The following is a 25,639-nucleotide window of genomic DNA, read 5'->3' as shown; positions in this document are numbered from 1 at the left end:
ACCCGACCAACGGAGGCACGTCATGCCCGTGCACAGACCCGGAAAGGCCCGCGTACGTCGGCTGACCCTCGCGGGAGCCCTGCTCGCAGCGTTCTCGTTCGCGTTCACCGTTCCCTCCGCGGCCGACACCACGGCCGACCCCACCCCCGCCCGCGGCTCCGCCTACATGGGCATGGGCGTCCTGGCGCACGACGGCCGCAGCGGTACGCCCGCCGGCACCGACGCCACCCAGACGGAGGGCGTCGACGTCTCCAGCCACCAGGGCAACGTCGCCTGGTCCACGCTCTGGAGCAGCGGTGTGAAGTGGGCCTACGTGAAGGCGACCGAGGGCACGTACTACACGAACCCCTACTTCGCCCAGCAGTACAACGGCTCGTACAACGTCGGCATGATCCGCGGCGCCTACCACTTCGCGACCCCGGACACCTCCACCGGCGCCGCCCAGGCCAACTACTTCGTCGACCACGGCGGCGGCTGGTCGCGTGACGGCAAGACCCTGCCCGGGGCGCTCGACATCGAGTGGAACCCCTACGGCGACACCTGCTACGGCAAGTCGGCCAGCGCCATGGTCAGCTGGATCACCGACTTCCTCAACACGTACAAGGCCCGCACGGGCAGGGACGCCGTGATCTACACGGCCACCAGCTGGTGGACCCAGTGCACCGGCAACTACGGCGGCTTCGCCTCGAAGAACCCGCTGTGGATCGCGCGCTACGCCTCCTCGCCGGGCACCCTGCCGGCCGGCTGGAGCTACTACACGATGTGGCAGTACACCTCGTCCGGCCCGACCGTCGGCGACCACGACAAATTCAACGGGGCGCTGGACCGGGTACAGGCTCTGGCCAACGGCTGAACAGCATCCGGCCGGGGGCCCGGGGGTTGTCCCCCGGACAAGCACAGCAACGGGGCGCTGGACCGGGTACAGGCTCTGGCCAACGGCTGAACAGCATCCGGCCGGGGGCCCGGGGGTTGTCCCCCGGACAAGCACAGCAACGGGGCGCTGGACCGGGTACAGGCTCTGGCCAACGGCTGAACAGCATCCGGCCGACGGCCCGGGCGTCGCCCCCCCCGGACAAGCACAGCAACAGCACCACGGGCCGGGTGCGGGCGCTCGCCGGCGGCTGAGCCCTCCCGGCCCCGCACGGTGAAGGCCCGGGCCTGCCGGCGGCAGGACCCGGGCCTTCCCTCGTCCGGCCGCGTCCTCCCCCAGTGCTCAACGCCTGGGCGGTACCCCCACCGCCGCGACCGGAACCTCGGGCTCCGCGCCGCTCGTGGCCGGCGCGAGGGCCAGCTCGAGCACCTGGCGGACGTCGGTGACGGTGTGGACGTCGAGCTTGTCCAGCACCTCCGCCGGGACGTCGTCCAGGTCGGGCTCGTTGCGCTTGGGGATGATCACCGTGGTGATGCCCGCCCGGTGCGCGGCGAGCAGCTTCTGCTTCACCCCGCCGATGGGCAGCACCCGTCCGGTCAGCGAGACCTCGCCGGTCATGGCCACGTCGTTGCGGACCAGCCGGCCGGAGAGCAGCGAGGCCAGTGCGGTGGTCATGGTGATGCCGGCGCTCGGGCCGTCCTTGGGCACCGCGCCCGCCGGGAAGTGGATGTGCACGCCCCGGTCCTTCAGATCGCCCACCGGCAGCTCCAGTTCGGCGCCGTGGCTGCGCAGGAAGCTCAGCGCGATCTGCGCCGACTCCTTCATCACGTCGCCGAGCTGACCGGTCAGCGTCAGCCCGGCCGCGCCGGTCTCCGGGTCGGCCAGGGACGCCTCCACGTAGAGCACGTCGCCGCCCGCGCCGGTGACCGCGAGACCGGTGGCCACGCCGGGCACGGAGGTGCGGCGCTCGGCCGGGTCCTGGGCGGACTCGGGCACGTGGTGCGGGCGCCCGATCAGGTCGCGCAGGTGCGCGTCGGTGATGGTGAACGGCAGCTCGCGCTCGCCCAGTTCGTTCTGGGCGGCCACCTTGCGCAGCAGCCGTGCGATGGACCGCTCCAGGTTGCGCACGCCCGCCTCGCGGGTGTACTCGCCGGCCAGCTTGCGCAGCGCGCCGACGTCGATGGTGACCTCGTCCTTGTCGAGGCCGGCCCGCTCCAGCTGGCGCGGGATCAGGTGGTCCCGGGCGATGACGATCTTCTCGTCCTCGGTGTAGCCGTCCAGGCGCACGATCTCCATGCGGTCGGCCAGCGCCTCCGGGATGGCCTCCAGCACGTTGGCGGTGGCGAGGAAGACGACGTCGGACAGGTCCAGCTCGACCTCCAGGTAGTGGTCCCGGAAGGTGTGGTTCTGGGCCGGGTCGAGCACCTCCAGCAGGGCCGCGGCCGGGTCGCCGCGGAAGTCGGAGCCGACCTTGTCGATCTCGTCCAGCAGCACCACCGGGTTCATCGACCCGGCCTCCTTGATGGCACGGACGATCCGGCCGGGCAGCGCGCCGACGTAGGTGCGGCGGTGGCCGCGGATCTCGGCCTCGTCCCGGACGCCGCCGAGGGCCACGCGGACGAACCGGCGGCCCATGGCGTGGGCGACGGACTCCCCGAGGGAGGTCTTGCCGACGCCGGGCGGGCCGACGAGGGCGAGCACGGCACCGCCGCGCCGGCCGCCGACCACGCCGAGGCCGCGCTCGCCGCGCCGCTTGCGCACCGCGAGGTACTCGGTGATGCGTTCCTTGACGTCCTCCAGGCCGGCGTGCTCGGCGTCCAGAATCTCCTTGGCGCCCCGGATGTCGTAGGCGTCCTCGGTCCGCTCGTTCCAGGGCATCTCCAGGACGGTGTCCAGCCAGGTGCGGATCCAGGAGCCCTCGGGGGACTGGTCCGAGGCCCGCTCCAGCTTGTCGACCTCCTTCAGCGCGGCCTCGCGGACCTTCTCCGGCAGGTCGGCGGCCTCGACGCGGGCCCGGTAGTCGTCGGACTCCTCGCCCTCCTTCTCGCCGCCCAGCTCGCGCAGCTCCTTGCGGACCGCTTCCAGCTGGCGGCGCAGCAGGAACTCCCGCTGCTGCTTGTCCACGCCCTCCTGGACGTCCTTGGCGATGGTCTCGGCGACCTCCTGCTCGGCCAGGTGGTCGCGCAGCTGCTGGGTGGCCAGCTTGAGGCGGGCCACGGGGTCGGTGGTCTGCAGCAGCTCGACCTTCTGCTCGGTGGACAGGAAGGGCGAGTAGCCGGCGTTGTCGGCGAGCGCGGCGACGTCGTCGATGGCCTGCACCCGGTCCACGACCTGCCAGGCGCCGCGCTTGCGCAGCCAGGCGGTGGCCAGCGCCTTGTACTCCTTGACCAGCTCCGCGACCTGGCCGGGCAGCGGGTCGGGCACGGTCTCCTCGATCTCGGTGCCCTCCACCCACAGCGCCGCGCCCGGCCCGGTGGTGCCGGCACCGATCCGCACCCGGCTGCGGCCGCGGATCAGGGCCCCGGGGTCGCCGTCGGCCAGCCTGCCCACCTGCTCGACCGTGCCGAGCACACCGGTCTTGGCGTAGGTGCCCTCGATGCGTGGCACCAGGAGCACCTTGGGCTTTCCGGGTTCCGACCGGGCGGCGGCCTGGGCGGCCTCCACCGCGGCGCGCACCTCGGTGTCGCTCAGGTCCAGCGGGACCACCATGCCGGGCAGCACGACCTCGTCGTCGAGCGGCAGGACGGGCAGAGTGACCGACGTGATCGGCGCGGACTCAGCAGCCATGATCTCCCCTTCGGCAGTCAAGTTGAGCTATGCCGACTCAATGCTCGGACGCCCGGCATTGTTCCCCGCCCCGTGTTCGCCGTGAGCGATCAGGGGGACACACCGCGCATGCTTCGCACATCGCTGCGGGAGGTGATACAGGGCTGACCCGCACCGGCGCGGTGAGGCAGGATGCGCCCATGACCGCCTCGTACGAGACTCCTGAGACCCCTGTGGTACTGGACCGGCGCGAGGGCCCCTACGGCGAGGTGGTCCTGCGCCGGCACGGTCCCCTGCTGCAGATCATCGCCAACGGCTGCTTCCTCATGGACACCTCCGACGGCCACTCCGAGCGGCTGCTGGTGGACGCCGCACTGCGGGCCCTGGACGACCGGCCCCGGCCGCATGTGCTGATCGGCGGCCTGGGCGTCGGCTTCTCCCTGGCCCACGCCGCCGCCCAGGAGCGCTGGGGACGGATCACGGTGGTCGAACGGGAGCCCGCGATCATCGACTGGCACCGCGCGGGGCCGCTCGCCCGCCTCACCTCGGCCGCGCTCGCCGACCCGCGCACCGACATCGTCGAAGCCGATCTCGTCGGTTACGTCAATGAGACATCCGCCACGTTCGACGCGCTGTGTCTGGACATCGACAACGGCCCCGGCTGGACGGTCACCGAGGGCAATCGCGGGCTGTACGAACCGAGCGGACTCGCAAGCTGCGCAAGGGTGTTGAGGCCCGGAGGGGTACTCGCGGTGTGGTCCGCCAAGCCCTCCCCGGAATTTGAAGGAACCTTGCAGAATGTCGGGTTCCAGCAGGTGCGCACCGAAGAGATCCCGGTTGCCCGGGGCGTTCCCGACGTCGTCCACCTCGCCGTCCGACCTGGATAGCAAAGGCGCGGTGACTGTGCGTACGCTGCTGCCCTGACGCCGATCAAGCGTCGATCGCAACCACGCGCAGTCAAGGAATCACCCCACGGATTCCGGAAGCACACCTCAGGGGCGGGCGATGGAGCAGACACACACCTCGCACAACGGCACGACGGCGGGTCCCGGTGCGCAGCGCCGGGTCCTGGTGGTCGAGGACGACCAGACCATCATCGACGCCATCGCCACCCGCCTGCGCGCCGAGGGATTCCTCGTGCAGACGGCGGGCGACGGTCCGGCCGCCGTCGACGTCGCGGAGGCCTGGCAGCCCGATCTGCTGATCCTCGACGTGATGCTGCCCGGCTTCGACGGGCTGGAGGTCTGCCGCCGGGTGCAGGCCCAGCGGCCGGTTCCGGTGCTGATGCTCACGGCGCGGGACGACGAGACCGACATGCTGGTCGGGCTCGGGGTCGGCGCCGACGACTACATGACCAAGCCGTTCTCGATGCGCGAGCTGGTCGCGCGCGTGCATGTGCTGCTGCGCCGCGTGGAGCGGGCCGCGCTGGCCGCGGCGACCCCGCGCAGCGGCGTGCTGCGGCTGGGCGAACTGGAGATCGACCACGCGCAGCGCCGGGTGCGGGTGCGCAGCCAGGACGTGCATCTGACGCCGACGGAGTTCGACCTGCTGGTGTGCCTGGCGAACACCCCGCGCGCGGTGCTCTCCCGTGAGCAGCTGCTGGCCGAGGTGTGGGACTGGGCGGACGCCTCCGGCACCCGGACCGTCGACAGCCACATCAAGGCGCTGCGGCGGAAGATCGGGGCGGAGCGGATCCGCACGGTGCACGGCGTGGGCTACGCCCTGGAGACGCCGACCCCATGAGCGACGCACCGGCCGCGCGCAAGGACCGGAGCCAGTCCTGGGGCGGCATGCGCCCGTTCTCGATCAAGACCAAGCTGGGCGCGATGGTCGTCATCTCGGTGCTGATCACCACCGGTCTGTCGATGATCGCGGTGCACACCAAGACCGAGCTGCGCTTCATCATGGTCTTCTCCATGATCGCCACGCTGCTGATCACGCAGTTCGTGGCGCACTCGCTCACCGCGCCGCTGGACGAGATGAACACGGTGGCCCGCTCGATCTCGCACGGCGACTACACGCGCCGGGTGCGCGAGAACCGCCGTGACGAGCTGGGCCACCTGGCGCAGACGATCAACCGCATGGCCGACGAGCTGGCGGCCCAGGACCAGCAGCGCAAGGAGCTGGTGGCGAACGTCTCGCACGAGCTGCGCACCCCCATCGCGGGCCTGCGCGCGGTGCTGGAGAACATCGTGGACGGGGTCACCGAGGCCGACCCCGAGACGATGCGCACGGCCCTGAAGCAGACCGAGCGGCTGGGCCGGCTGGTGGAGACGCTGCTGGACCTGTCCCGCCTGGACAACGGCGTGGTGCCGCTGAAGATGCGGCGGTTCGAGGTCTGGCCGTATCTGTCCGGCGTGCTGAAGGAGGCCAGCATGGTCGCCTCCGCGCGGGCGGACATGACCGGCGGCTCCGGCAGCCACACGCGCACGGACGTGCATCTGCACCTGGACGTCTCGCCTCCGGAGCTGGCCGCGCACGCGGACCCGGAGCGCATCCACCAGGTGGTGGCGAATCTCATCGACAACGCCGTCAAGCACAGCCCGCCGCACGGGCGGGTGACGGTCAAGGCGCGGCCCGGCCCCCAGCCGGAGTCGCTGGAGCTTGAGGTCCTCGACGAGGGGCCCGGCATCCCCCGTTCGGAGTGGCACCGCGTCTTCGAACGGTTCAACCGGGGTGCGGTCAGCCGGCCGCACGGCCCGGGCAGCGACGGCGGCACCGGGCTGGGCCTGGCGATCGCCCGCTGGGTGGTCGAGCTGCACGGTGGCCGGATCGGAGTGGCCGAATCCGAGCGCGGCTGCCGGATCCGCGTCACCCTTCCGGGAACGTCCTCAACACCACGTTGACGTAAAGTTCCCTCCGGACGATCAAGATCCACTGCGCTCCGGCGAGCCGGGCGCGTGTGATCAGGCAGGGGCCTGCACCTGGACCGGGTCAGGCCCGGGTGCCCCCTTTCCTGACGAGGGCGAACTACGGTTGTTTCCCGCCATTTCCAGCCCCGAAACACTGCGATGGATGTGACTTACACGACGAAGGACCGGCTCGACCTGACCTTCGCCGTCCCGGAGGCGTAGCCTTTATTCCCGCTGTCCATCACCTTGTGAAGCGGAAGAGGGCGGTTGCCGCCGTGTCGCCACAGTCCCCCAGTAACTCGAGCATCTCCACCGAGACCGACCAAGCAGGGAAGAACCCCGCGGCCGCGTTCGGTGCCAACGAGTGGCTCGTCGACGAGATCTATCAGCAGTACCTCCAGGACCCGAACTCCGTAGACCGCGCCTGGTGGGACTTCTTCGCCGACTACAAGCCGGGAGCAGCCGCCGCTGACTCCTCGGCGCCGTCGGCCCCCACGGCCGCTGGGGCCGCGGGCACCACCACGGCTTCCCCGACGCCTGCGGCCCCGGCCCAGGCCGCGCCGGCCGCTCAGGCCCCGGCGCCCGCTCAGCCCGCCGCGCCCGCCCAGGCGCCCGCGCCGGCCCCGGCGAAGCCCGCCGCGAAGGCTCCGGCGGCCGCCAGGCCCGCCGCCAAGGCCGAGCCCGCGGCCGAGGCCCCGGAGGGCCCCGAGTACGTGACGCTGCGCGGCCCGTCCGCCGCGGTCGCCAAGAACATGAACGCCTCCCTGGAGCTGCCCACGGCCACCTCCGTGCGCGCGGTCCCGGTGAAGCTGCTGTTCGACAACCGCATCGTCATCAACAACCACCTCAAGCGGGCCCGCGGCGGGAAGATCTCCTTCACACACCTCATCGGCTACGCGATGGTGCAGGCCATCAAGGCCATGCCGTCGATGAACTGGTCGTACGGCGAGAAGGACGGCAAGCCCACCCTGGTCAAGCCGCCGCACATCAACCTCGGCCTCGCCATCGACCTGGTGAAGCCCAACGGCGACCGCCAGCTCGTCGTCGCCGCCATCAAGAAGGCCGAGACCCTGAACTTCTTCGAGTTCTGGCAGGCCTACGAGGACATCGTCCGCCGCGCCCGCGAGGGCAAGCTGACGATGGACGACTTCACCGGCGTCACCGTCTCGCTGACCAACCCCGGCGGCCTGGGCACCGTGCACTCCGTGCCGCGTCTGATGCCCGGCCAGTCCCTGATCATGGGCGTCGGGTCCATGGACTACCCGGCGGAGTTCCAGGGCACCAGCCAGGACACCCTGAACAAGCTCGGCATCTCGAAGGTCATGACGCTCACGTCGACCTACGACCACCGGGTGATCCAGGGCGCCGCCTCCGGCGAGTTCCTGCGCCTGGTCGCCAACCTGCTGCTGGGCGAGAACAACTTCTACGACGAGATCTTCGAGGCGCTGCGCATCCCCTACGAGCCGGTGCGCTGGCTGAAGGACATCGACGCCTCCCACGACGACGACGTCACCAAGGCCGCCCGCGTCTTCGAGCTGATCCACTCCTACCGGGTCCGCGGCCACGTCATGGCCGACACCGACCCGCTGGAGTACAAGCAGCGCAAGCACCCCGACCTGGACATCGTCGAGCACGGCCTCACCCTGTGGGACCTGGAGCGCGAGTTCGCCGTCGGCGGCTTCGCCGGCAAGTCGATGATGAAGCTGCGCGACATCCTCGGCGTGCTGCGCGACTCGTACTGCCGCACCGTCGGCGTCGAGTACATGCACATCCAGGACCCCAAGCAGCGCAAGTGGATCCAGGACCGCGTGGAGCGCCCGCACGCCAAGATGGAGCGGGACGAGCAGCTGCGCATCCTGCGCCGTCTGAACGCCGCCGAGGCCTTCGAGACGTTCCTGCAGACCAAGTACGTCGGCCAGCGGCGCTTCTCCCTGGAGGGCGGCGAGTCCGTCATCCCGCTGCTCGACGCGATCATCGACTCGGCGGCCGAGTCCCGCCTGGACGAGGTCGTCATCGGCATGGCCCACCGCGGCCGCCTGAACGTCCTGGCCAACATCGTCGGCAAGTCCTACGCGCAGATCTTCCGCGAGTTCGAGGGCAACCTCGACCCGAAGTCGATGCACGGCTCCGGCGACGTGAAGTACCACCTGGGCGCCGAGGGCACCTTCACCGGCCTGGACGGCGAGCAGATCAAGGTCTCGCTGGTCGCCAACCCCTCGCACCTGGAGGCGGTGGACCCGGTCCTGGAGGGCGTCGCCCGCGCCAAGCAGGACATCATCAACAAGGGCGGCACGGACTTCACGGTCCTGCCGGTCGCCCTGCACGGCGACGCCGCGTTCGCCGGCCAGGGTGTGGTCGCCGAGACGCTGAACATGTCGCAGCTGCGCGGCTACCGCACCGGCGGCACGGTCCACATCGTCATCAACAACCAGGTCGGCTTCACCGCGCCGCCCGCCTCGTCGCGGTCCTCGATGTACGCCACCGACGTGGCCCGCATGATCGAGGCGCCGATCTTCCACGTCAACGGCGACGACCCGGAGGCCTGCGTCCGCGTGGCGCGGCTCGCCTTCGAGTTCCGCCAGGCGTTCAACAAGGACGTCGTCATCGACCTCATCTGCTACCGCCGCCGCGGTCACAACGAGGCCGACAACCCGTCCTTCACCCAGCCGCTGATGTACGACCTGATCGACAAGAAGCGCTCGGTGCGCAAGCTGTACACCGAGTCCCTGATCGGTCGCGGCGACATCACGCTGGAGGAGGCCGAGCAGGCGCTGCAGGACTACCAGGGCCAGCTGGAGAAGGTCTTCACCGAGGTCCGCGACGCCACCACGCAGCCCGCCGAGAAGACCGAGGCCCCGGTGGAGCCGCAGGGCGAGTTCCCGGTGCCGGTCGACACGGCGATCAGCGCCGAGGTCGTCAAGCGGATCGCCCAGTCCCAGGTCAACATCCCCGAGTCGTTCAACGTCCACCCGCGTCTGCTGCCGCAGCTGCAGCGCCGCGCGGCCATGGTCGAGGACGGCACGATCGACTGGGCGATGGGCGAGACCCTGGCCTTCGGTTCGCTGCTGCTGGAGGGCGTCCCTGTCCGCCTGGCCGGCCAGGACTCCCGCCGCGGCACCTTCGGCCAGCGGCACGCGGTGCTCATCGACCGGGTCACCGGCGAGGACTACACGCCGCTGCTGCATCTGTCGGAGGACCAGGCACGCTTCAACGTCTACGACTCGCTGCTCAGCGAGTACGCGGCGATGGGCTTCGAATACGGTTATTCGCTGGCCCGCCCGGACGCGCTGGTGATGTGGGAGGCGCAGTTCGGCGACTTCGCCAACGGCGCTCAGACGGTCGTGGACGAGTTCATCTCCTCCGCGGAGCAGAAGTGGGGCCAGACCTCCGGCGTGGTCCTGCTCCTGCCGCACGGCTACGAGGGCCAGGGCCCGGACCACTCCTCGGCCCGCATCGAGCGGTTCCTGCAGCTGTGCGCGCAGAACAGCATGACCGTGGCCGTGCCGACGACCCCGGCGAACTACTTCCACCTGCTGCGCTGGCAGGTGCACAACCCGCACCACCGTCCGCTGGTCGTCTTCACCCCGAAGTCGATGCTGCGTCTGAAGGCCGCCACGTCGAAGGCCGAGGACTTCACCACCGGCTCCTTCCAGCCGGTCATCGCTGACACGACGGTGGCGCCGGAGGCGGTCCGCAAGGTCGTCTTCTGCACCGGCAAGCTCTACTACGACCTGGAGGCGGAGCGGCAGAAGCGGGGCGTCACCGACACCGCGCTGATCCGCATCGAGCGGCTGTACCCGCTGCCGGGCAAGGAGCTGCAGGAGGCGCTGGCGCCGTACACCAACGCCCAGAAGTACGTGTGGGCGCAGGAGGAGCCGGCGAACCAGGGTGCCTGGCCGTTCATCGCGCTGAACCTGATCGACCACCTCGACCTGGTCCTCGGCGCGGCGCCGGACAACACCGACCGTCTGCGCCGGGTGTCCCGCCCGTCCTCCGCCTCCCCGGCGGTGGGCTCGGCCAAGCGGCACCAGCAGGAGCAGGCGCAGCTGGTGAAGGAAGTCTTCGAGATCTGATCCGGCGCGCCGGCACACCGGCCTGACGCACGTGGCGCCGCCGTACGGGACCTTCGGGTCCGTACGGCGGCGCCGCTGCGTGTGCGGGATCTTTTCCGACGGGCTCGTTCCGCCCCGGGGTGCCTGCCGGGCCGCTCAGCGGCCTCCGGCGACCGCGAGGTCCTGGCCGGTGATGTTGCCGTTGGCCCCGGACCCCAGGAAGAGCACGGCCGCGGCGACGTCCTCCGGTGTGCTGAGCCGTCCGGTCGGGGTGGCCGCCTCCTCCTCGGCGCGGCGGGCGGGCGGCACCATCGCGGCGTTCTTCGGGGTGAGGGTGAGCCCGGGGCTGACCAGGTTGACCAGGACGCCGGAGCCGGCCAGGTCCCACACCAGGCTGCTGACCAGCCCGTAGAGCCCGCTCTTGACCGTGCCGTAGAACTCGCGGCCGGGTTTGCCGAGCCGGGCCACCACCGACGACAGCAGCACGATCCGGCCCCAGCCGGCCCTGCGCATGCCCGGCAGGACCAGCTGGACGGTGCGCAGCGTGTGCAGGGTGTTGCCGGTGACGAAGCCGGTCCAGTGGTCCGGGGCGAGTTCCTCAAAGCGGATGCCCGGCGGGCGCAGGCCGCCCGGTGCCATCGCCCCGGCGACCAGGACGTCGACCCGGCCCCACTTCTCCTCGACCGCGGCCACCGCGGCCTCCGCGGAGCCGTCCTCGCCGATGCGGCAGCGCACCGCCATCGCGTCGTCGTTCTTGGCCCCGAGCTCCTCGGCGAGCGCCTCGGCGGCCGCGGTGTCCTGGGCGTATCCGAGGGCGACCCGCGCACCCTGGGCGGCATAGGCGCGCGCCACGGCGCTGCCGATGCCGCCGGTGGCGCCGGTGATCAGGACGCCGCGCCGGTCGAGTCCGAAGTCCATGACTGAGTCCTCCCTTGCGACAGCCGGCCGGGAAGGCCGGTCAGACGGTCCCCGGGGCGGAGGCCGGGACGGCGGAGCACAGGCCCGCGGTCGCCGCGGACAGCGCCTCGCGCAGCGCGGGGCCGTCCGGTCCGGTGCCGCGGGCCGCGACGTAGCCGTCGGGGCGGGCCAGCAGCCAGTCGCCGTCCGCCCGCAGGGCCAGCCGGCCGGCGAGAGCGCCGCGGTCGGCGAGCGGATCCGGTGCGTCGTCGCCGGCGCCGGGCGCGACGACGGCGCGCACGGACAGCCAGGCGGCGTGGGTGTCGTGCAGAGCGGTCCACTGCGTGCGGTACCGGTCGTCCGTGACCCGGGCGAGCAAAGTCCAGCGGGGGTCGCGCAGCTCGGCGAGCAGCGCGGCGAAACCGGGTTCGTCGGCCTCGTCGGCCAGCACCCGCGACAGCCGCTCTCCGGGCTCGGGGGCGCCGGGGCGGGACTCCGCCGCACGGGTGAGGGGGCTGCCGGCGTAGCTGAGGTCCAGGGCGGACATGGCGCGCATGATCTTGCGGGAGATCCGGGAGCGCAGCGGGGCCACCCGGGAGACCAGCGTGAACATCACGGGCAGGATCAGCCCGGCCACGGGGTGCTTGAGCTGGATGAGCGCCGTGGCGCGGTTGGTGGAGCCGAGCAGCCGCTCGCCGACGGGGACGCGTTCGGCGCCGTAGCTGTCGAGGAGGGCCTCGCCGGCGTGGCCCTGGATCACGGCGGCGAGTTTCCAGGCCAGGTTGTAGGCGTCCTGGATGCCGGTGTTCATGCCCTGCCCGGAGGCCGGGCTGTGGACGTGCGCGGCGTCGCCGGCGACGAAGCAGCGGCCCGAGCGCATGCGGGTGATCATGCGCTGCTGGATGGTGAAGACCGACACCCAGGTCGGGGTGTGCACGGTGACCGGTCGGCCCACGGCCTCGGTCAGCTTGCGCGCGAACCGGTCGCCGACCTGCCGCGGGTCGCCGTCGTAGGTCACCTCCGCGGTGTCCAGCAGCCGCCACTTGCCGGGCTGCGGGAACGGCACGGCCATCATGGCGCCGGTGCGGCTGCGCAGCCAGTGCAGGCTGCTGTCGTCCAAGTCGGTGTCGAGGACCGCGTCGGCGATCAGCCAGGTCTCGCTGGAGCGGCCGACCAGCACGAGGCCCAGCAGCTTGCGGACGGTGCTGTGGCCGCCGTCGCAGCCGACCAGCCAGGGGGTGCGGACCGTCTCCTCGCGGCCGTCGGCGTGGCGCAGCCGCACGGTGACGCCGTCGGCGTCCTGGTCCAGCGATTCCAGCCGCACTCCCCATTCGACGCTGCCGCCGAGGCGGCCCACCGCGTCCCGCAGAACCTTTTCCGTGATGGCCTGGTCGACCATGACGGTCATCGGGAAGCGGGTGGGAAGTTCGGAATAGTCGGCTTTCAACGCGGCCAGCTTGCGGCCGTTCTGGTGCAGGGTGAACTTCTGTATCCGGCGGCCCTGCGGCAGCAGCTCGGGAAGTATTCCCATCTGGTCGTAGATCTCCAGCGTCCTGGCGTGCGTGGCGAGCGCCCGGCTGGTCGCGGCCGGGCCGCGCGCGGCGTCCACGATGCGCACGCCGATACCGCGTCGCAGCAGTTCATGGGCCATGGTGAGCCCGCTCGGACCTGCGCCCACCACCAGGACCCGTCCCGGATTCCCGGACACTCTCGCCTCCCGTGCCACCGTCTGTCACGTTGCCGGCACCGAATCTGGCCGATCCGGCTAGAGAACGGCTCGAATGCGCATGGAGCAGCGGCACGGGAATTCAAGAAAGAGCAAAATGACCGCCGCCGGCGGACTGCCGCACACGATTCTGACGCCATGCTTCCGAGCGGCCGTGCGTGAAATGACACGTCGGCCGCCGCTTCGTGCGTCCAGGCGCTGAAGGCCGTTCGCGCCGCTCCCGAGGAGGACATCCGCTCGTGGCCACCGATCCCGTTCAGAACACCACGGCGTCGCCCCCTTCGCAGGACGCCGCTCAGTCCGTGCCGCAGCGCATCCCCCGGTCCGTGCTGGTGCTGGCCGGGGTGCTGACCCTCGGCGTGGTGATGTCCACGCTCGACACCAGCATCGTCTCGGTCGGTGTGGAGGCGATGGGGCACGACCTGGACACACCGGTGTCGGTGATCCAGTGGGTGGCCACCGGGTATCTGCTGGCGTTCTCCATGGTGATCCCGCTGACCGGCTGGGCCGTGGACCGGTTCGGGATCCGCCGCGCCTGGCTGACCGCGCTGGCGGTGTTCACGGCCGCCTCGCTGCTGTGCGGGCTGGCCTGGTCGGCGGGCTCGCTCATCATCTTCCGGGTGGTGCAGGGCCTGGGCGGCGGGATGCTGCTGCCGCTGTCGCAGACGGCGCTGGCCCGCGCGGCCGGTCCCCGGCTGATCGGGCGGGTGATGGGGGTCGCCGCGATCCCCGGCATGCTCGCGCCGGTGTTCGGCCCGGCCATCGGCGGGCTGCTCGTGGACCGTCTGTCGTGGCCGTGGCTGTTCTGGGTCAACCTGCCGATCGGCGTCGTCGGCCTGGTGCTCGCCGCCCGGGTGCTGCCGCGCGGCGAGGAGGTCCGTGCGGTGCCGCTGGACGGGCTGTCGGTGGTGCTGCTGTCGCCGGGACTGGCGCTGCTGGTGCTCGGCTTCACCGAGGCGGGCGGCGAGCGCGGCTTCGGCTCGCCGCTCGCGGTGCCGTCGCTGGTGCTGGGCGCGGTGATGCTCGCGGTGTTCGCCGGGCACTCGCTGCGGCGCGGCGAGCGGGCCCTGGTGGATCTGCGGCTGTTCCGGCTGCGGAGCTTCGCCGCGTCGGCGGTGGCGTCCCTTTTGCTGGGCGCGGCGCTGTTCGGGGCGCTGATCCTGTTCCCGCTGTACCACCAGCTGGTGCGCGGCCAGGACGCCGTGACGGCGGGTGCGCTGCTCGCCCCGCAGGGGCTTGGGGCGGCGCTCGTCGCACCGTACGCGGGAAAGCTCACCGACCGGCTCGGGCCGGGGCGGGTGGTGCCGGCCGGTCTGGTGCTCGCCCTGCTGGGCACGCTGCCGTACGCGCTCGCCGACGGCGACACCCCCGAGCTGCTGCTGGCCGCGGCCCTGCTGGTGCGGGGCGTGGGGCTCGGCGCCACCTTCATGCCGACGCTGGTCGCCGCCTACCAGGGGCTCGGCAAGGAGTCCGTGCCGCACGCCACGAGCGTGGTCAACATCGCCCAGCGGGTGGGCGGTTCGATGGGCACCGCGGTGCTCACGGTGGTGCTGCAGCGCTCCTACTCCCGTCACGCGGGCGACGGCTCGGTGCTGCGCGCGGCCCGCACCCCCGCCCAGCTCGTCCCCGCGTTCGGCGACGTGTTCTGGTGGACCCTCGGGTTCAGCCTGATCGCCCTGCTGCCGGCCCTGCTGCTGCCGCGCACCACCAGGTCCGAGGGGCGCTGAGGGGCGTGGGTGCACGGGGGCCCGCCGCGGCATGCGGCGGGCCTCCCCCCTTGCAGCGGACGACGGCCCGCGGGCATCCCGTCGCCGGGGATGCCCGCGGGCCGTTCGTGGTGCTGTGACGCGGCGCCGGCTCAGCGCAGGTCGTCGCGGACGACGTCGCGGCGGCTGACGAGCCAGCCGCCGTCCTCGGTGGGCACCAGGACGTCCTCGCAGGTGGTGCTGAGGTGCACCGCGGCCTGCCCGCCGCGCGGGGTGTTGATGATCAGGGCGTAGCTGCGCACCAGCACCGTGCCGTCCTCCCGGTCGGTGACGTCGAGCATGCCCAGCCAGTGGCGGACCTGCAGGCCCTGCTTCGCGTGGAGGGCCTTCGCCTCGGCCGCCGCCGCGCGGATGTTCTCCCGGCCGCGGGTCGGCTCCGGGTGGGCGTTGGCCGCGAACACACCGTCCTCGGTGAAGGTGTCGGCCCAGGCGTCGGCGTCGCCGGAGTCGAGCAGCTGCATCTGCCGGGCGTAGAACTGCTGGATCGCCGCGTACCGACCGGTGTCGGTGCCGGCGGCTGCTGCCGCGGGGCTGCTGAACGGCACGGTTCCCTCCTTGTCCGCCGGGGCGTGCCCGGCGCTGTCCTGGCCCGGCGTCCGGGGCACGGGCCGCCGCGCCGAGCCTGTCCCGGCGGCCTCGAGACGGCCTCGAACCGCGCTCGCGACCGCCCCTGCGCCTCCCGTCCCCGTGCGGCTGTGCCGTACCTCGACCTCGCTTCGAGGCCGCTTCGAGCAGCCCTGCCCAGGGTGAGCACAGGCCGCGCGGCACCGGCGTCACGCGGCGGACGAGGAGGTGGAGCGATGCCCGACAACGACGACCGGCAGGTGGTCCTCGTCACCGGTGCGACCAGCGGGATCGGTCGCGCGGTGGCCGAGGAGCTGGGGCGCGCGGGTGCGCGGCTGTTCCTGTGCGCACGCACCCGGGAGAACGTCGACTCGGTGGTGAAACAGCTGCGCGCGGAGGGCGTCGAGGCCGACGGCACGGCGTGCGACGTGCGGTCGGCTCAGGAGACCGACGCGCTGGTGCGGGCGGCCGCCGACCGGTACGGGCGGATCGACGTGCTGGTGAACAACGCCGGCCGCAACGGCGGCGGGGTCACCGCGGAGCTGACCGACGAGCTGTGGCACGACGTCATCGACACCAACCTCACCAGCGTGTTCCTGATGACCCGTGCGGTGCTGAAGGAGGGCAGCATGCTCGCCGCCGGCCGCGGCCGGATCATCAACATCGCCTCCACGGGCGGCAAGCAGGGCGTCGTGCTGGGCGCCCCGTACTCCGCCTCCAAGCACGGGGTGGTCGGCTTCACCAAGGCGCTCGGGCTGGAGCTGGCCAAGACCGGCGTCACCGTGAACGCGGTGTGCCCCGGCTATGTGGAGACGCCCATGGCCGAACGGGTCCGGCAGGGCTACGCCGCCGCGTGGGAGACCACGCCCGAGGAGGTGCTCAAGCGCTTCGAGGCGAAGATCCCGCTCGGCCGGTACACCACCCCGCAGGAGGTCGCCTCGCTGGTCGCCTACCTGACCACGCCGGCCGCGGCGGCGATCACCGCGCAGGCGATCAACGTCTGCGGCGGTCTCGGCAACTACTGAGGAGGGACGGGGAATGGAGATTTCTCAGGCCGCGACGGACCCCGCGCAGGACGCCGTCCGCCGCACCGAGCACCGCGTCGAGGTGGCCGCCTCGCCCGGCACCGTCTACGGCATCGTCGCCGACGTCACCCGCTGGCCGCGGGTGTTCGGGCCGACCGTGCACGCCGAGCGCACCTGGTCCGAGGGGAACGAGGAGCGCATCGCGCTGTGGGCCACGGCCAACGGCGAGGCCAAGACCTGGACCTCGCGCCGCACCCTGGACCCGGTGCGCCGCCGGGTGGCGTTCCGTCAGGAGAAGTCGCAGTCGCCGGTCGCCGCGATGGGCGGCGAGTGGATCGTCGAACCGCGGCCGGACGGCGGCAGCAACGTGCTGCTCACTCACGACTGGGTGCCCGTCGACGACGTACCGGACGCGGACGCCTGGATCGCCCGCGCCGTGGACCGCAACAGCCGTGCGGAGCTGGCCGCGCTGAAGGCGGCCGCGGAGGGCGGCGCCGAAGCCCGCGAGCTGGAACTGGAGTTCGAGGACGCGGTGGAGATCGACGGCCCGCTGTCCGCGGTGTACGCCTTCCTGTACGAGGGCGGCAAGTGGGCGCAGCGGCTGCCGCACGTCGCGAAGGCGACCTGCCGCGAGGACACCCCGGGCTTGCAGTACCTGGAGATGGAGACCCGGGCCAAGGACGGCAGCACGCACACCACGGCCTCCGTGCGGGTGTGCTTCACCGACGACCGGATCCTGTACAAGCAGCTGGTCCTGCCGGGCCTGCTCAGCCTGCACACCGGCTGCTGGACGCTGCGGCGGACCGGGGCGGGCACGGTGCGGGCCTCCTCGCGGCACACCGTGCGCGTCAAACCCGAGATGGTGACCGCGGTGCTCGGCGAGGGCAGCACGGTCGCGGACGCCAAGGAGTTCGTGCGCGGCGCGCTCGGCACGAACAGCCTGGCCACGCTGAAGCACGCCAAGGCGTACGCGGAGGCCGGGCTCGATGGCTGATGAACGCCTCGGGACGCTGTCCCCCGACTGCCCGGAGGGCCCCGTCGACCTGCTGCTGACGCGCAGCGCCGCGGCCCACTCCGACCGGGTCGCGATCCGCTGCGAGGACCGTGAGCTGACCTATGCGCAGCTGGACGCGGCCGCCACCCGGTGCGCCGCCGCACTGCGCCGCTGCGTTCCGCGGCAGGGCACCGTGGTGGCGATCACCTCGGTGCTCTCCCCGGACTTCGTCGTCGGCTACTACGGCATCCTGCGCGCCGGCCAGGTGGCGGCGCCGGTCAACCCGTATCTGCGCGAGGAGCAGCTGGCCCATGTGCTGGGCGAGTCCGGCACCGAGGTGGCCCTCGTGGACGCCACCGGCGCCGCCCGGATCGCCGCGGTCCGCGACAGGCTGCCGCGGCTGCGCCGGATCGTCGTCCTGGGCCCGCTGCCCGAGGGCGCCGGACGGGACGTCACCGGCCTGGAGGAGCTGCTCGGCGACACCGCGGAGCCGGCACACCTGCCCGAGGTGGTGGTCGCCCCCGGCGACCTGGCCTGTCTGCACTTCACCAGCGGGACCACCGGGGCGCCGAAGACGGTGCAGCTCAGCCACCGCAATGTGCTGGTCAACGCGGTGCAGGTGGCGGACGCGCACCGTCTGGACGCCTCCTCGGTGGCGCTGAACCACCTGCCGACGTTCCACCCCATGCACATGAACTCGGCGATCGCCGCGGGCGCGACGCAGGTGCTGTGCCCGGCCCCGGATCCCGCGGAGTCGGTACGGCTGGCGAACGCCTTCGGTGCCACGCACTACTACAGCCTGCCGATGCGGCTGTCCGCGCTGGCGGCCTCCGACCAGCTGGCCGGGCTGCGGCTTCAGACGGTGCGGATGATCGCCTCCGGCGGTTCGGCGCTCTCCCCGGCCGCGGCCCGCACGCTCGCCGACCACTTCGGGGTGCCGGTCGTCCAGGGCTACGGGCTGGCGGAAACCTCGCCGCTGACCCACTCCGACGATCCCGCGGACTGGCGGCCCGGATCGGTGGGCCGACCGGTCGCCGGCACCGAGGCACGGGTGGTGGACGTGGACAGCCGCGCGGTGCTGGGGCCGGGCGAGCTGGGCGAGGTGCAGGTGCGCGGCCCGCAGGTGATGCTCGGGTACCGCGGCGAGTCGGTGCCGTCGTGCATCGACGCCGACGGCTGGCTGTCCACCGGTGACATCGGCCAGATCGACGCAACCGGGCGCCTGGTCCTGGCCGACCGGCTCAAGGACGTCTTCAAACGCGACAACTGGCTGGTGTCGCCGACCAGCGTGGAACGCGTCCTCGAGCGGCATCCCGCGGTGCGGGACTGCCTGGTCGTGGACTGCCCCCACCCCCTGCACGGCGCGGTGGCCGCCGCCTTCGTCGTCCTCGCCGAGGGCGCCGGCGACGACGTCGCGGCGATCGCGGCCGAGGTCAACGCGGGCCTGCCGTACTACCAGGCCGTCGAGCACATCGAGGTCGTCGAGTCCATTCCGCGCTCCCCCACCGGCAAGGCCCCGCGCAAGGAGCTGCGGGCCCGGATGGCGCTGCGGCTGCGGTCCGTCTCCCCTTCCCACGGCAATCCCCCTTCCCACGGCGATCCCGCCGAGGGCCGTCCCGAACCAGGAGGCACGATGATCACGCACGTCACGAAGTTCACCGTCAAGGGCGACGACACCGCGGAGTTCGAGCGGCTGTTCACCGAGCATGCGGGCTTCATGGCTGCCCAGCCCGGATTCGTCGACTACCGGATGGTGCGGTCGGCCACGAACCCGAAGGTGTATCTGAACATGGGCCGCTGGAAGGACGCCGCGTCGCACCGGGCGGTCGTCTCCAGCGAGGAGTTCCGCTCCCACGTCAAGGCGATGATGCCGCTGGTGGAGGTCGAGGCCGACCTGTACACCCCGGTGTCGTCCGCCGACGCGGAGCAGTGACCCATGGCCGCTTCCGCACCCTCGGGCGTCACCGGGATGCCGGGACTGAAGGGACGCGTCGCCCTGGTCACCGGGGCGACGCGGGGCGTGGGCCTGGCGATCGCGCGCAAGCTCGCGGCCTCGGGCTGCGCGGTGGTGCTCAACCACCGCGGGCCCGAGGCGGCGGCCGGAGAGGTCCTGCGTGAGCTGAGCCGGCTGCCCGGCAGCGTGGAGACGGTCCGGGCGGACGTCAGCCGCCCGGCGCAGATGACGGCCGCGCTGCGGACCGTCGAAGAGCGGCACGGGCGGCTGGACGTGCTGGTGCACAACGCGGCCACCTGGCATCCGATGCCCGCGACCGGGGTGCGTGCCCGGCCGCTGCGCGCGGATCTGTCGGTGGCGCTGGCGCCGCTGCTGTCGGCCGCGCCGCTGCTGCCCGGGCTGATGCCGGACGGCGGCCGGGTGGTCGCGGTGTCCAGTTCCGGTGCCCGCTCGGTGGTGCCCGGCGGCTATGTGAGCGCCGGGGTGGCCAAGGCGGCGCTGGAGAGCCTGGTCCGCTATCTGGCGGCGGAACTGGCCGGGCACCGCATCAACGTCAACGCCGTCTCCACGGCCAAGATCGACAAGGGGCCGGGCACCGCGGATCCACAGGTGCTGGCGATGCTGGCGCGGCGCACGCCCGCGGGTCGGCTGACCGTGCCGGAGGACGTCGCCGACGCGGTGGCGCTGCTGTGCGCCGACGAGGCGGCGTGGATCCACGGACAGACGCTGGTGGTCGACGGTGGCCTGGGACTGCTGGCCTGACCCGGCGGGAGGAAGGTGGGCACCGTGCCGGTGAGTTCGACCGACGTCGCCGTGGTGGGCGGCGGGCCGGCGGGGCTCGCCCTGTCGTTGCTGCTGCTGCGGTCGGGGCTGAGCGTGACCCTGCTGGAGAAGTCCCGTTCCCTGGAACGGGAGTACCGGGGCGAGATCCTCCAGCCGGGCGGCCAGGCCGTGCTGGCCGAGCTGGGGGTGCTGGACGGGGCGCGGCGGCGCGGTGCCTTCGCGCACGACGGCTTCCAACTGGTCGAGGGCGACCGGGTGCTGCTGGACGCCGACTACCGGCGGCTGCCGGGGCCGTACAACTGCCTGCTGAGCCTGCCGCAGCCGGCGCTGCTGACCGAACTGCTGGCCGCGTGCCGGGCCCACGACGCCTTCACGTATCTGCCGGGCGCCCGGGTGGGCGCCCTGCTGCGTGAGGACGGCCGGGTGTGCGGGGTGGTGGCCGGTGAGCACGAGGTGCGGGCGCGGGTGGTGGCCGGGGCCGACGGGCGGCACTCCAAGGTGCGCCGTCTGGCGGGGATCGGCGCCGTCCGCGAGGAGGCCTTCGACCAGGACGTGCTGTGGTTCAAGCTGCCGGCCCCGGACACGGGCCGGCAGGTCGTCCAGGTCCGCCGCGGCCCGGACGCGCCGGTGCTGGTGTACCGGTCCTGGCCGGACAGCGTGCAGATCGGCTGGACCCTGCCGCACGGCGGCTACCGGCGCATCGCCGGGCACGGGGTGGAGCAGGTGCGGGAGCTGATCGCCCGCGCGGTGCCGGAGCACGCGGACGCGGTGCGCGAGCACATCCGCACGCTCGGGGATCTCACGCTGCTCGACGTCTTCTCCGGGCAGGCCGAGCGGTGGGCGGCCGACGGGCTGGTGCTGCTGGGCGACAGCGCGCACACGCACGGCCCGATCGGCGCACAGGGCATCAATCTGGCCCTGCAGGACGCGGCGGTGCTGCACCCGGTGCTGGTCGCCGCGCTCGACGCGAAGGACACCTCCGCCGCGTTCCTCGGCCGGTTCGAGCAGCAACGGCGGCCCGCGGTCACCACCATGCTGCGGCTGCAGGCGATGCAGGGGCGGGCGATGCTCTCGCGCAACCGGGTCGCCGACACCCTCCGCCCGGCGCTGGCCCGGGTTGTCTCCCGTACGCCGCTGTACCGCCGGGTGCTCGACCGGCTGGCCCATGGCCCGGATCCGGTGCGGGTGCGCACCGATCTGTTCACTCACCCGTAAGTCACCTACCTCTTGGGGGCCGTGATGCGCCTGATCGACCTGTCGTCTCCCGTCGACGCCGAGTTCTGGGAGCCGGACCCCGTGACCCACACGGTGCTGTCCGCCGCCGAGGGCGCGGCACACATGGCGTCGGAGATGAAGGAACATTTCGACCTGGACTTCCCCGTGGACACGCTGCCGGGCGGGGAGTTCCTGACGATGGACACCCTGACCCTGACCACCCACACCGGCACCCATGTGGACGCTCCGTCGCACTACGGCACCGCCTCCTACGGGCGGGCCCGGCACATCGACGAGATGCCGCTGGACTGGTTCTGCCGTCCCGCGATGGTGGTGGACGTGAGGGACGTGGGCACCGGAACCGTGGGCGCCGACCGGCTGAAGGAGGAGTTCGCCAAGCTGGGCCGCACACCGGAGCCGCTGGACATCGTCCTGCTGCACACCGGGGCCTCGGCGTATGTGGGCACACCCCGCTACTTCACCGAGTTCGCGGGCCTGGACGGACCCGCGGTGCACTATCTGCTGGACCTGGGTGTGCGGGTCATCGGCACGGACGCGTTCAGCCTGGACGCGCCGTTCACGCACATCATCGCGGAGTATCGCAGGACGCAGGACCCGGCGGTGCTGTGGCCGGCGCACTTCGCGGGCCGGGACCGGGAGTACTGCCAGATCGAGCGGCTGGCCAACCTGGACGCCCTGCCGGCGTACGGCTTCCGGCTGAGCTGCTTCCCGGTCAAGGTGGCCCGCGCGGGCGCCGGCTGGGCGCGGGCGGTGGCCATGGTCGAGGACTGACGGCCCGCCCGGCGCGCCACGCCACGGACGAGGGCCCGCACCCGCGACGGGGTGCGGGCCCTCGGGGTGTGCGCGGACCCGCGACGGGGTGCGGGCCCTCGGGGTGTGCGCGGACCGCCCGGCCCCGGCTCGGGCGGGGCGGACGGGGCTCACGCGGGCGGCCGGACCGGGCATGGGAAGGGGCTCGGGCGGGGGCGTGCGAAGAGGGCCGGACGGGGCACGCGAAGGAGGCGACCGGGGCACGCGAAGGGGGCCGGACGGTGCCGGCCCCCTGTCGCACGTGTCCCGCGGTCAGTGCTTGCCGTCGTGCAGTACCCGGCGTTCGCGGATCTGCCAGTCGCCGTCGACCCGGACGAGCAGGTCGTGGCACTCGGTGGAGCGGTCGATGACGGGAACCGCGCCCCGGCCGACCGCCATGAGCAGGGCGTAGCTGGTGGCGCGGACGGTGTTCTCGTCGACCGGTTCGATGCTGAGCATGCCCATCCAGTGGCGGTGCTGCACGCCCCGGCGTTCCAGCTCGGCGTGGGCGCGGCGGATCACCGCGACGATGGCCTCGCGGCCGTGGGCGGGCCGCGGGTTGGCGTTGTTGGAGATGGTGGCGTCCGTGGTGAAGGTGTCGCCCCACTCCTCGACGCGTCCCTCGTCGACGAGGTGCATGTGCCGGGCGTAGAAGTCCTGCACGTCCGCGTAGAGTTCGGCGAACGGCCGGGTGGTGGTGGTCGTGGTCATGGGTGTGCTCACCTCGCGTCGGTGTCCGTCGGGGTCTCGGGGGCGGCGAACCAGGTGCGCAGGGCGCGGCGCAGGCCGGCGTGGTCGCCGCCGTCGGAGCAGGCCCAGGCGACATAGCCGTCCGGGCGGACCAGCAGGGCGGCGAGGTCGTCGGCCTTGGCCCGGTCGCCGGGCCGGGCGGCGACGTACCGGACCCGGCCGGCGCAGGACTCGGCGAACGCGGCGAGCGAGCCGCCGTCGGTGAAGTCGAGCAGCAGGCCGTGCCCGGAGCGCAGCAGCCGGGCCGTGGAGGTGCGGCCCTGCGCGGTGTCCACCTGCAGCGGGGGCACGCGGCGCCCGACGAGCCGGTGGCGGACGGCGCCGGGTGCGGTGCCGTCGTCCATGGGGTAGCGGATGTCCAGGCCGGTGATCATCTCGGCGAGGTAGGTGTTGACCTGGTCGAGGTCCATCAGCTCGCTGAACAGGTCGCGCAGCGGGGTGATGCGGTCGGCCGGGTGCATCAGGGCGAGCTGGGCGCGGGTGTTCATGCACACCCGGTGGGCCACCGGATGCCGTTCGGCGTGGTAGGTGTCCAGCAGTCCCCCGGGTGCCCAGCCGCGCACGGTGGCGGCGAGTTTCCAGCCCAGGTTGACGGCGTCCTGAATGCCGGTGTTGAGGCCCTGGCCGCCGGCCGGGAAGTGGATGTGGGCGGCGTCGCCCGCCAGCAGCACCCGGCCGCTGCGGTAGCGGACGGCCTGACGGGTGGCGTCGCCGAACCGGGACAGCCAGCGCGGGTCGGTGACGTCCAGGTCGAGCCCGGACACCCGCCGGGCCGTGGCGCGCAGTTCCTCCAGGGTCACGGGCACGTCCTTCGGCACCGGCTCGGTGTCGAACTCGACGGCGACGACCCGGAAGAGGTCCCCGTCGAGGGGGATCAGCCCGAACAGTCCGCCGGGCAGCCGCCGCAGTTCGCGGGAGGCGGGGCGGTCGCCGAGGATCCGCACGTCGCCGAGGACGGCGTTGACGGTGGAGGCGGTGCCGGGGAAAGCGACGCCGGCGAGTTTGCGCACGGTGCTGGCGCCGCCGTCGCACCCCACCAGGTAGCGGGCGGTGAGCCGCCAGGTGCCGTCGGGTCCCGCGACCTCGGCGGTGACGCGGTCGTCGTCCTGGGTGAGGCCGGTGAGGGCGTGGCCGCGCAGGACGGTGGCGCCGAGTTCCCGCGCCCGTTCCTCCAGCAGCTCCTCGGTGCGCGACTGCGGGACCATCAGGGCGTAGCCGTGGTCGCCGTCCAGTCTGGTCAGGTCGACCTTGCGCAGGCCCGCGAAGTGGCCCCTGGGCCACACCGGCGCCTTCGCCTCGACCTTGTCGAGCAGGCCGCGCTGCTCGAACACCTCCACGGTGCGGGCGTGCAGTCCGAGAGCGCGGGACTGGCCGCTGGGCACGGTGAGGCGTTCCAGGACGACGGTGTCCACGCCGCCCAGGCGCAGTTCGCAGGCGGTCATCAGCCCGACGGGGCCGCCGCCGACCACGACGACCTCGGCTGCGGCGGGTATGTGCGGTGCGGTCACGGCTTGACCCCCACGAGGACGTAGTCGCTGCCGATGGTGCGCAGACGCCGGCCGCTCTCCACCCGGAACCCGGCCTTCTCCATCCAGCCGCGGCAGTCCTGCACCAGGTACTCCGAACCGCCGGTGACGAGCGCGACGTTGAGGCTGCCGAGCACGGACGCCAGGTCGGGCTCGTCGTCGTCCAGCATCTGGTCGTAGACGACGACCGCGCCGCCGGGAGCGAGGGCCTGATACGCCCGCTCGAGCAGGAGTTGGCGCTGATCGGGTTCCCAGTCGTGCAGGACGTGTCCGAAGATCAGTACGTCGGCGGCGGGCAGCGGGGTGGTGAAGAAGTCACCGGCGTGGAAGGTCAGACGGTCCGCGAGGCCGAGCGCGGCGACGTGCTCGTCGAAAAAGGGCCGCACGGCGGGCAGTTCGAACACGCCGCCGGTCAGGTGCGGGTGGGCGGCGGCCACGGCGGCGGCGATGTGGCCGCGGGCGCCGCCGACGTCCACGAAGGAGCGGTACCGGCTCCACGGCACCGCCTCGGCCAGCTGCGGGCCGACCAGGGCGTGCGCGGAGTCCATGTGGGCGAGGAACCAGCGGGCCGCCTCGGGGTTCCGGTAGAGACGTTCGAACGCGCCGGGCCCGGCCGCCTGGTCCGCCTTGGGTGCGCCGTCGCGCAGCGCCTCGGTGAGCCGGCCCCACATCGCGTAGTGCCGGGCGGCGGCGGCCCGCACCGAGTCGCCCAGGTAGTAGGGCGTGCCGGACACCAGGACGGCCGCGGCGGGCGCGGCGTTGGCGTAGGTGTCGCCGGTGCGCTCCAGCAGTCCGAGCGCCACCAGGGCGCGCAGGAAGTCCGGCAGGAGCCGGCGGTGCAGGCCCAGCCGCTCCGCGATGACGGCCTCGTCGGCCGGGCCCTCGGCGAGCAGGTCGAACAGCCTGGTCTCGACCGCGCTGTGCAGGATCTTCGACTGGGCGTACGCGGTGTTCAGCCGCCCCAGTCCGATCACGTCCCGGTAGGGAACGCTGTCGTCGGTCATCTGTGTCTCGTCTCCTCGGTGCGTCGCGTGATCCGTGGTGGCCGCAGGGGGGAAGGGGCCGGCCGGTGCCCGCGGGGCCGTGGC

At 72.5% G+C, this 25,639-nt stretch carries 19 protein-coding genes; 12 read left to right on the top strand and 7 right to left on the bottom strand.

Annotation, left to right across the window (positions count from 1 at the left end):
• Positions 1-22: 22 nt before the first annotated feature.
• Positions 23-853 carry a lysozyme gene (locus tag IE286_RS06270; RefSeq protein WP_189795602.1) on the top strand — a complete coding sequence of 277 codons (831 nt, stop codon included), beginning with the start codon at positions 23-25 and terminating at the stop codon, positions 851-853.
• A gap of 360 nt (positions 854-1,213) precedes the next feature.
• Here IE286_RS06270 and lon read toward each other — a convergent pair whose 3' ends face one another.
• Positions 1,214-3,658 carry an endopeptidase La gene (gene lon / locus IE286_RS06265; protein ID WP_189795601.1) on the bottom strand — a complete coding sequence of 815 codons (2,445 nt, stop codon included), beginning with the start codon at positions 3,656-3,658 and terminating at the stop codon, positions 1,214-1,216.
• Between the two features lie 179 nt (positions 3,659-3,837).
• Between lon and IE286_RS06260 the strand changes: the two genes are divergently transcribed.
• The 4 genes from IE286_RS06260 (at position 3,838) to IE286_RS06245 (ending at position 10,562) form a co-directional block, all read left to right on the top strand.
• Positions 3,838-4,524, top strand: a complete 687-nt coding sequence (locus IE286_RS06260) for a spermine/spermidine synthase domain-containing protein (protein ID WP_189795600.1) — start codon at positions 3,838-3,840, stop codon at positions 4,522-4,524.
• A gap of 118 nt (positions 4,525-4,642) precedes the next feature.
• Complete coding sequence (locus tag IE286_RS06255) at positions 4,643-5,380, top strand: response regulator transcription factor (RefSeq protein ID WP_189795599.1); 738 nt, start codon at positions 4,643-4,645, stop codon at positions 5,378-5,380.
• Positions 5,377-6,483 carry a sensor histidine kinase gene (locus IE286_RS06250; RefSeq protein ID WP_189795598.1) on the top strand — a complete coding sequence of 369 codons (1,107 nt, stop codon included), beginning with the start codon at positions 5,377-5,379 and terminating at the stop codon, positions 6,481-6,483. Before IE286_RS06255 ends, IE286_RS06250 begins: the two co-directional genes overlap by 4 nt.
• Before the next feature lie 281 nt (positions 6,484-6,764).
• Positions 6,765-10,562, top strand: coding sequence for a multifunctional oxoglutarate decarboxylase/oxoglutarate dehydrogenase thiamine pyrophosphate-binding subunit/dihydrolipoyllysine-residue succinyltransferase subunit (locus IE286_RS06245; RefSeq protein WP_189795597.1), 3,798 nt, complete (start codon positions 6,765-6,767; stop codon positions 10,560-10,562).
• A 135-nt stretch (positions 10,563-10,697) separates the two neighbouring features.
• Here IE286_RS06245 and IE286_RS06240 read toward each other — a convergent pair whose 3' ends face one another.
• Positions 10,698-11,459: an SDR family NAD(P)-dependent oxidoreductase gene (locus IE286_RS06240; RefSeq protein ID WP_189795596.1), complete on the bottom strand. Its 762-nt coding sequence runs from the start codon at positions 11,457-11,459 to the stop codon at positions 10,698-10,700.
• A gap of 40 nt (positions 11,460-11,499) precedes the next feature.
• Positions 11,500-13,146 (bottom strand): FAD-dependent monooxygenase, encoded by a 1,647-nt coding sequence (locus tag IE286_RS06235; protein ID WP_268255385.1) that lies wholly within the window; start codon positions 13,144-13,146, stop codon positions 11,500-11,502.
• Between the two features lie 257 nt (positions 13,147-13,403).
• Here IE286_RS06235 and IE286_RS06230 point away from each other — a divergent pair, with 257 nt between their 5' ends.
• Positions 13,404-14,891: a DHA2 family efflux MFS transporter permease subunit gene (locus IE286_RS06230; RefSeq protein WP_189795595.1), complete on the top strand. Its 1,488-nt coding sequence runs from the start codon at positions 13,404-13,406 to the stop codon at positions 14,889-14,891.
• Positions 14,892-15,022: 131 nt separating this feature from the next.
• On the opposite strand, the gene IE286_RS06225 is transcribed toward IE286_RS06230, so the two are convergent.
• The gene (locus IE286_RS06225; RefSeq protein WP_229861998.1) at positions 15,023-15,475 is read right to left on the bottom strand and encodes a nuclear transport factor 2 family protein; all 453 of its coding nucleotides are present in this window, start codon (positions 15,473-15,475) and stop codon (positions 15,023-15,025) included.
• 255 nt (positions 15,476-15,730) lie between these two features.
• Between IE286_RS06225 and IE286_RS06220 the strand changes: the two genes are divergently transcribed.
• Genes IE286_RS06220 through IE286_RS06195 form a run of 6 tightly spaced genes read left to right on the top strand, consistent with a single transcriptional unit; the run spans position 15,731 to position 22,257 of the window.
• Positions 15,731-16,519 (top strand): SDR family NAD(P)-dependent oxidoreductase, encoded by a 789-nt coding sequence (locus IE286_RS06220; RefSeq protein ID WP_189795594.1) that lies wholly within the window; start codon positions 15,731-15,733, stop codon positions 16,517-16,519.
• A 13-nt stretch (positions 16,520-16,532) separates the two neighbouring features.
• Complete coding sequence (locus tag IE286_RS06215; RefSeq protein WP_189795593.1) at positions 16,533-17,513, top strand: aromatase/cyclase; 981 nt, start codon at positions 16,533-16,535, stop codon at positions 17,511-17,513.
• Positions 17,506-19,446, top strand: a complete 1,941-nt coding sequence (locus IE286_RS06210) for an AMP-binding protein (RefSeq protein ID WP_189795592.1) — start codon at positions 17,506-17,508, stop codon at positions 19,444-19,446. The genes IE286_RS06215 and IE286_RS06210 overlap by 8 nt, the downstream gene beginning before the upstream one ends.
• A 3-nt stretch (positions 19,447-19,449) precedes the next feature.
• Positions 19,450-20,229 carry an SDR family NAD(P)-dependent oxidoreductase gene (locus IE286_RS06205; RefSeq protein ID WP_189795591.1) on the top strand — a complete coding sequence of 260 codons (780 nt, stop codon included), beginning with the start codon at positions 19,450-19,452 and terminating at the stop codon, positions 20,227-20,229.
• 30 nt (positions 20,230-20,259) lie between these two features.
• Positions 20,260-21,465 (top strand): FAD-dependent monooxygenase, encoded by a 1,206-nt coding sequence (locus IE286_RS06200; RefSeq protein WP_229861997.1) that lies wholly within the window; start codon positions 20,260-20,262, stop codon positions 21,463-21,465.
• A 24-nt stretch (positions 21,466-21,489) separates the two neighbouring features.
• On the top strand, positions 21,490-22,257 hold the full coding sequence (locus IE286_RS06195) for a cyclase family protein (protein WP_189795589.1): 768 nt from the start codon (positions 21,490-21,492) through the stop codon (positions 22,255-22,257).
• 291 nt (positions 22,258-22,548) lie between these two features.
• Here IE286_RS06195 and IE286_RS06190 read toward each other — a convergent pair whose 3' ends face one another.
• Genes IE286_RS06190 through IE286_RS06180 form a run of 3 tightly spaced genes read right to left on the bottom strand, consistent with a single transcriptional unit; the run spans position 22,549 to position 25,555 of the window.
• The gene (locus tag IE286_RS06190; protein WP_189795588.1) at positions 22,549-22,986 is read right to left on the bottom strand and encodes a nuclear transport factor 2 family protein; all 438 of its coding nucleotides are present in this window, start codon (positions 22,984-22,986) and stop codon (positions 22,549-22,551) included.
• An 8-nt stretch (positions 22,987-22,994) separates the two neighbouring features.
• Positions 22,995-24,533, bottom strand: coding sequence for an FAD-dependent monooxygenase (locus tag IE286_RS06185; protein ID WP_268255384.1), 1,539 nt, complete (start codon positions 24,531-24,533; stop codon positions 22,995-22,997).
• Positions 24,530-25,555, bottom strand: coding sequence for a methyltransferase (locus tag IE286_RS06180; RefSeq protein ID WP_189795587.1), 1,026 nt, complete (start codon positions 25,553-25,555; stop codon positions 24,530-24,532). Before IE286_RS06180 ends, IE286_RS06185 begins: the two co-directional genes overlap by 4 nt.
• Positions 25,556-25,639: the final 84 nt, after the last annotated feature.

Source organism: Streptomyces thermodiastaticus, from assembly GCF_014656135.1.
GTDB classification, from domain to species: domain Bacteria; phylum Actinomycetota; class Actinomycetes; order Streptomycetales; family Streptomycetaceae; genus Streptomyces; species Streptomyces thermodiastaticus.
The sequence above is the reverse complement of the archived record's forward strand: the minus strand, read 5'-3'. Positions and strand labels throughout refer to the sequence as shown.

Bases quoted from the DNA above. Each gene is read 5' to 3' on its own strand.
- IE286_RS06240 (WP_189795596.1), bottom strand. From the start codon at position 11,459: ATGGACTTCGGACTCGACCGGCGCGGCGTCCTGATCACCGGCGCCACC.
- IE286_RS06250 (WP_189795598.1), top strand. From the start codon at position 5,377: ATGAGCGACGCACCGGCCGCGCGCAAGGACCGGAGCCAGTCCTGGGGC.
- IE286_RS06210 (WP_189795592.1), top strand. From the start codon at position 17,506: ATGGCTGATGAACGCCTCGGGACGCTGTCCCCCGACTGCCCGGAGGGC.
- IE286_RS06270 (WP_189795602.1), top strand. From the start codon at position 23: ATGCCCGTGCACAGACCCGGAAAGGCCCGCGTACGTCGGCTGACCCTC.
- lon (WP_189795601.1), bottom strand. From the start codon at position 3,658: ATGGCTGCTGAGTCCGCGCCGATCACGTCGGTCACTCTGCCCGTCCTG.
- IE286_RS06195 (WP_189795589.1), top strand. From the start codon at position 21,490: ATGCGCCTGATCGACCTGTCGTCTCCCGTCGACGCCGAGTTCTGGGAG.
- IE286_RS06215 (WP_189795593.1), top strand. From the start codon at position 16,533: ATGGAGATTTCTCAGGCCGCGACGGACCCCGCGCAGGACGCCGTCCGC.
- IE286_RS06190 (WP_189795588.1), bottom strand. From the start codon at position 22,986: ATGACCACGACCACCACCACCCGGCCGTTCGCCGAACTCTACGCGGAC.
- IE286_RS06220 (WP_189795594.1), top strand. From the start codon at position 15,731: ATGCCCGACAACGACGACCGGCAGGTGGTCCTCGTCACCGGTGCGACC.
- IE286_RS06255 (WP_189795599.1), top strand. From the start codon at position 4,643: ATGGAGCAGACACACACCTCGCACAACGGCACGACGGCGGGTCCCGGT.
- IE286_RS06180 (WP_189795587.1), bottom strand. From the start codon at position 25,555: ATGACCGACGACAGCGTTCCCTACCGGGACGTGATCGGACTGGGGCGG.
- IE286_RS06205 (WP_189795591.1), top strand. From the start codon at position 19,450: ATGGCCGCTTCCGCACCCTCGGGCGTCACCGGGATGCCGGGACTGAAG.
- IE286_RS06260 (WP_189795600.1), top strand. From the start codon at position 3,838: ATGACCGCCTCGTACGAGACTCCTGAGACCCCTGTGGTACTGGACCGG.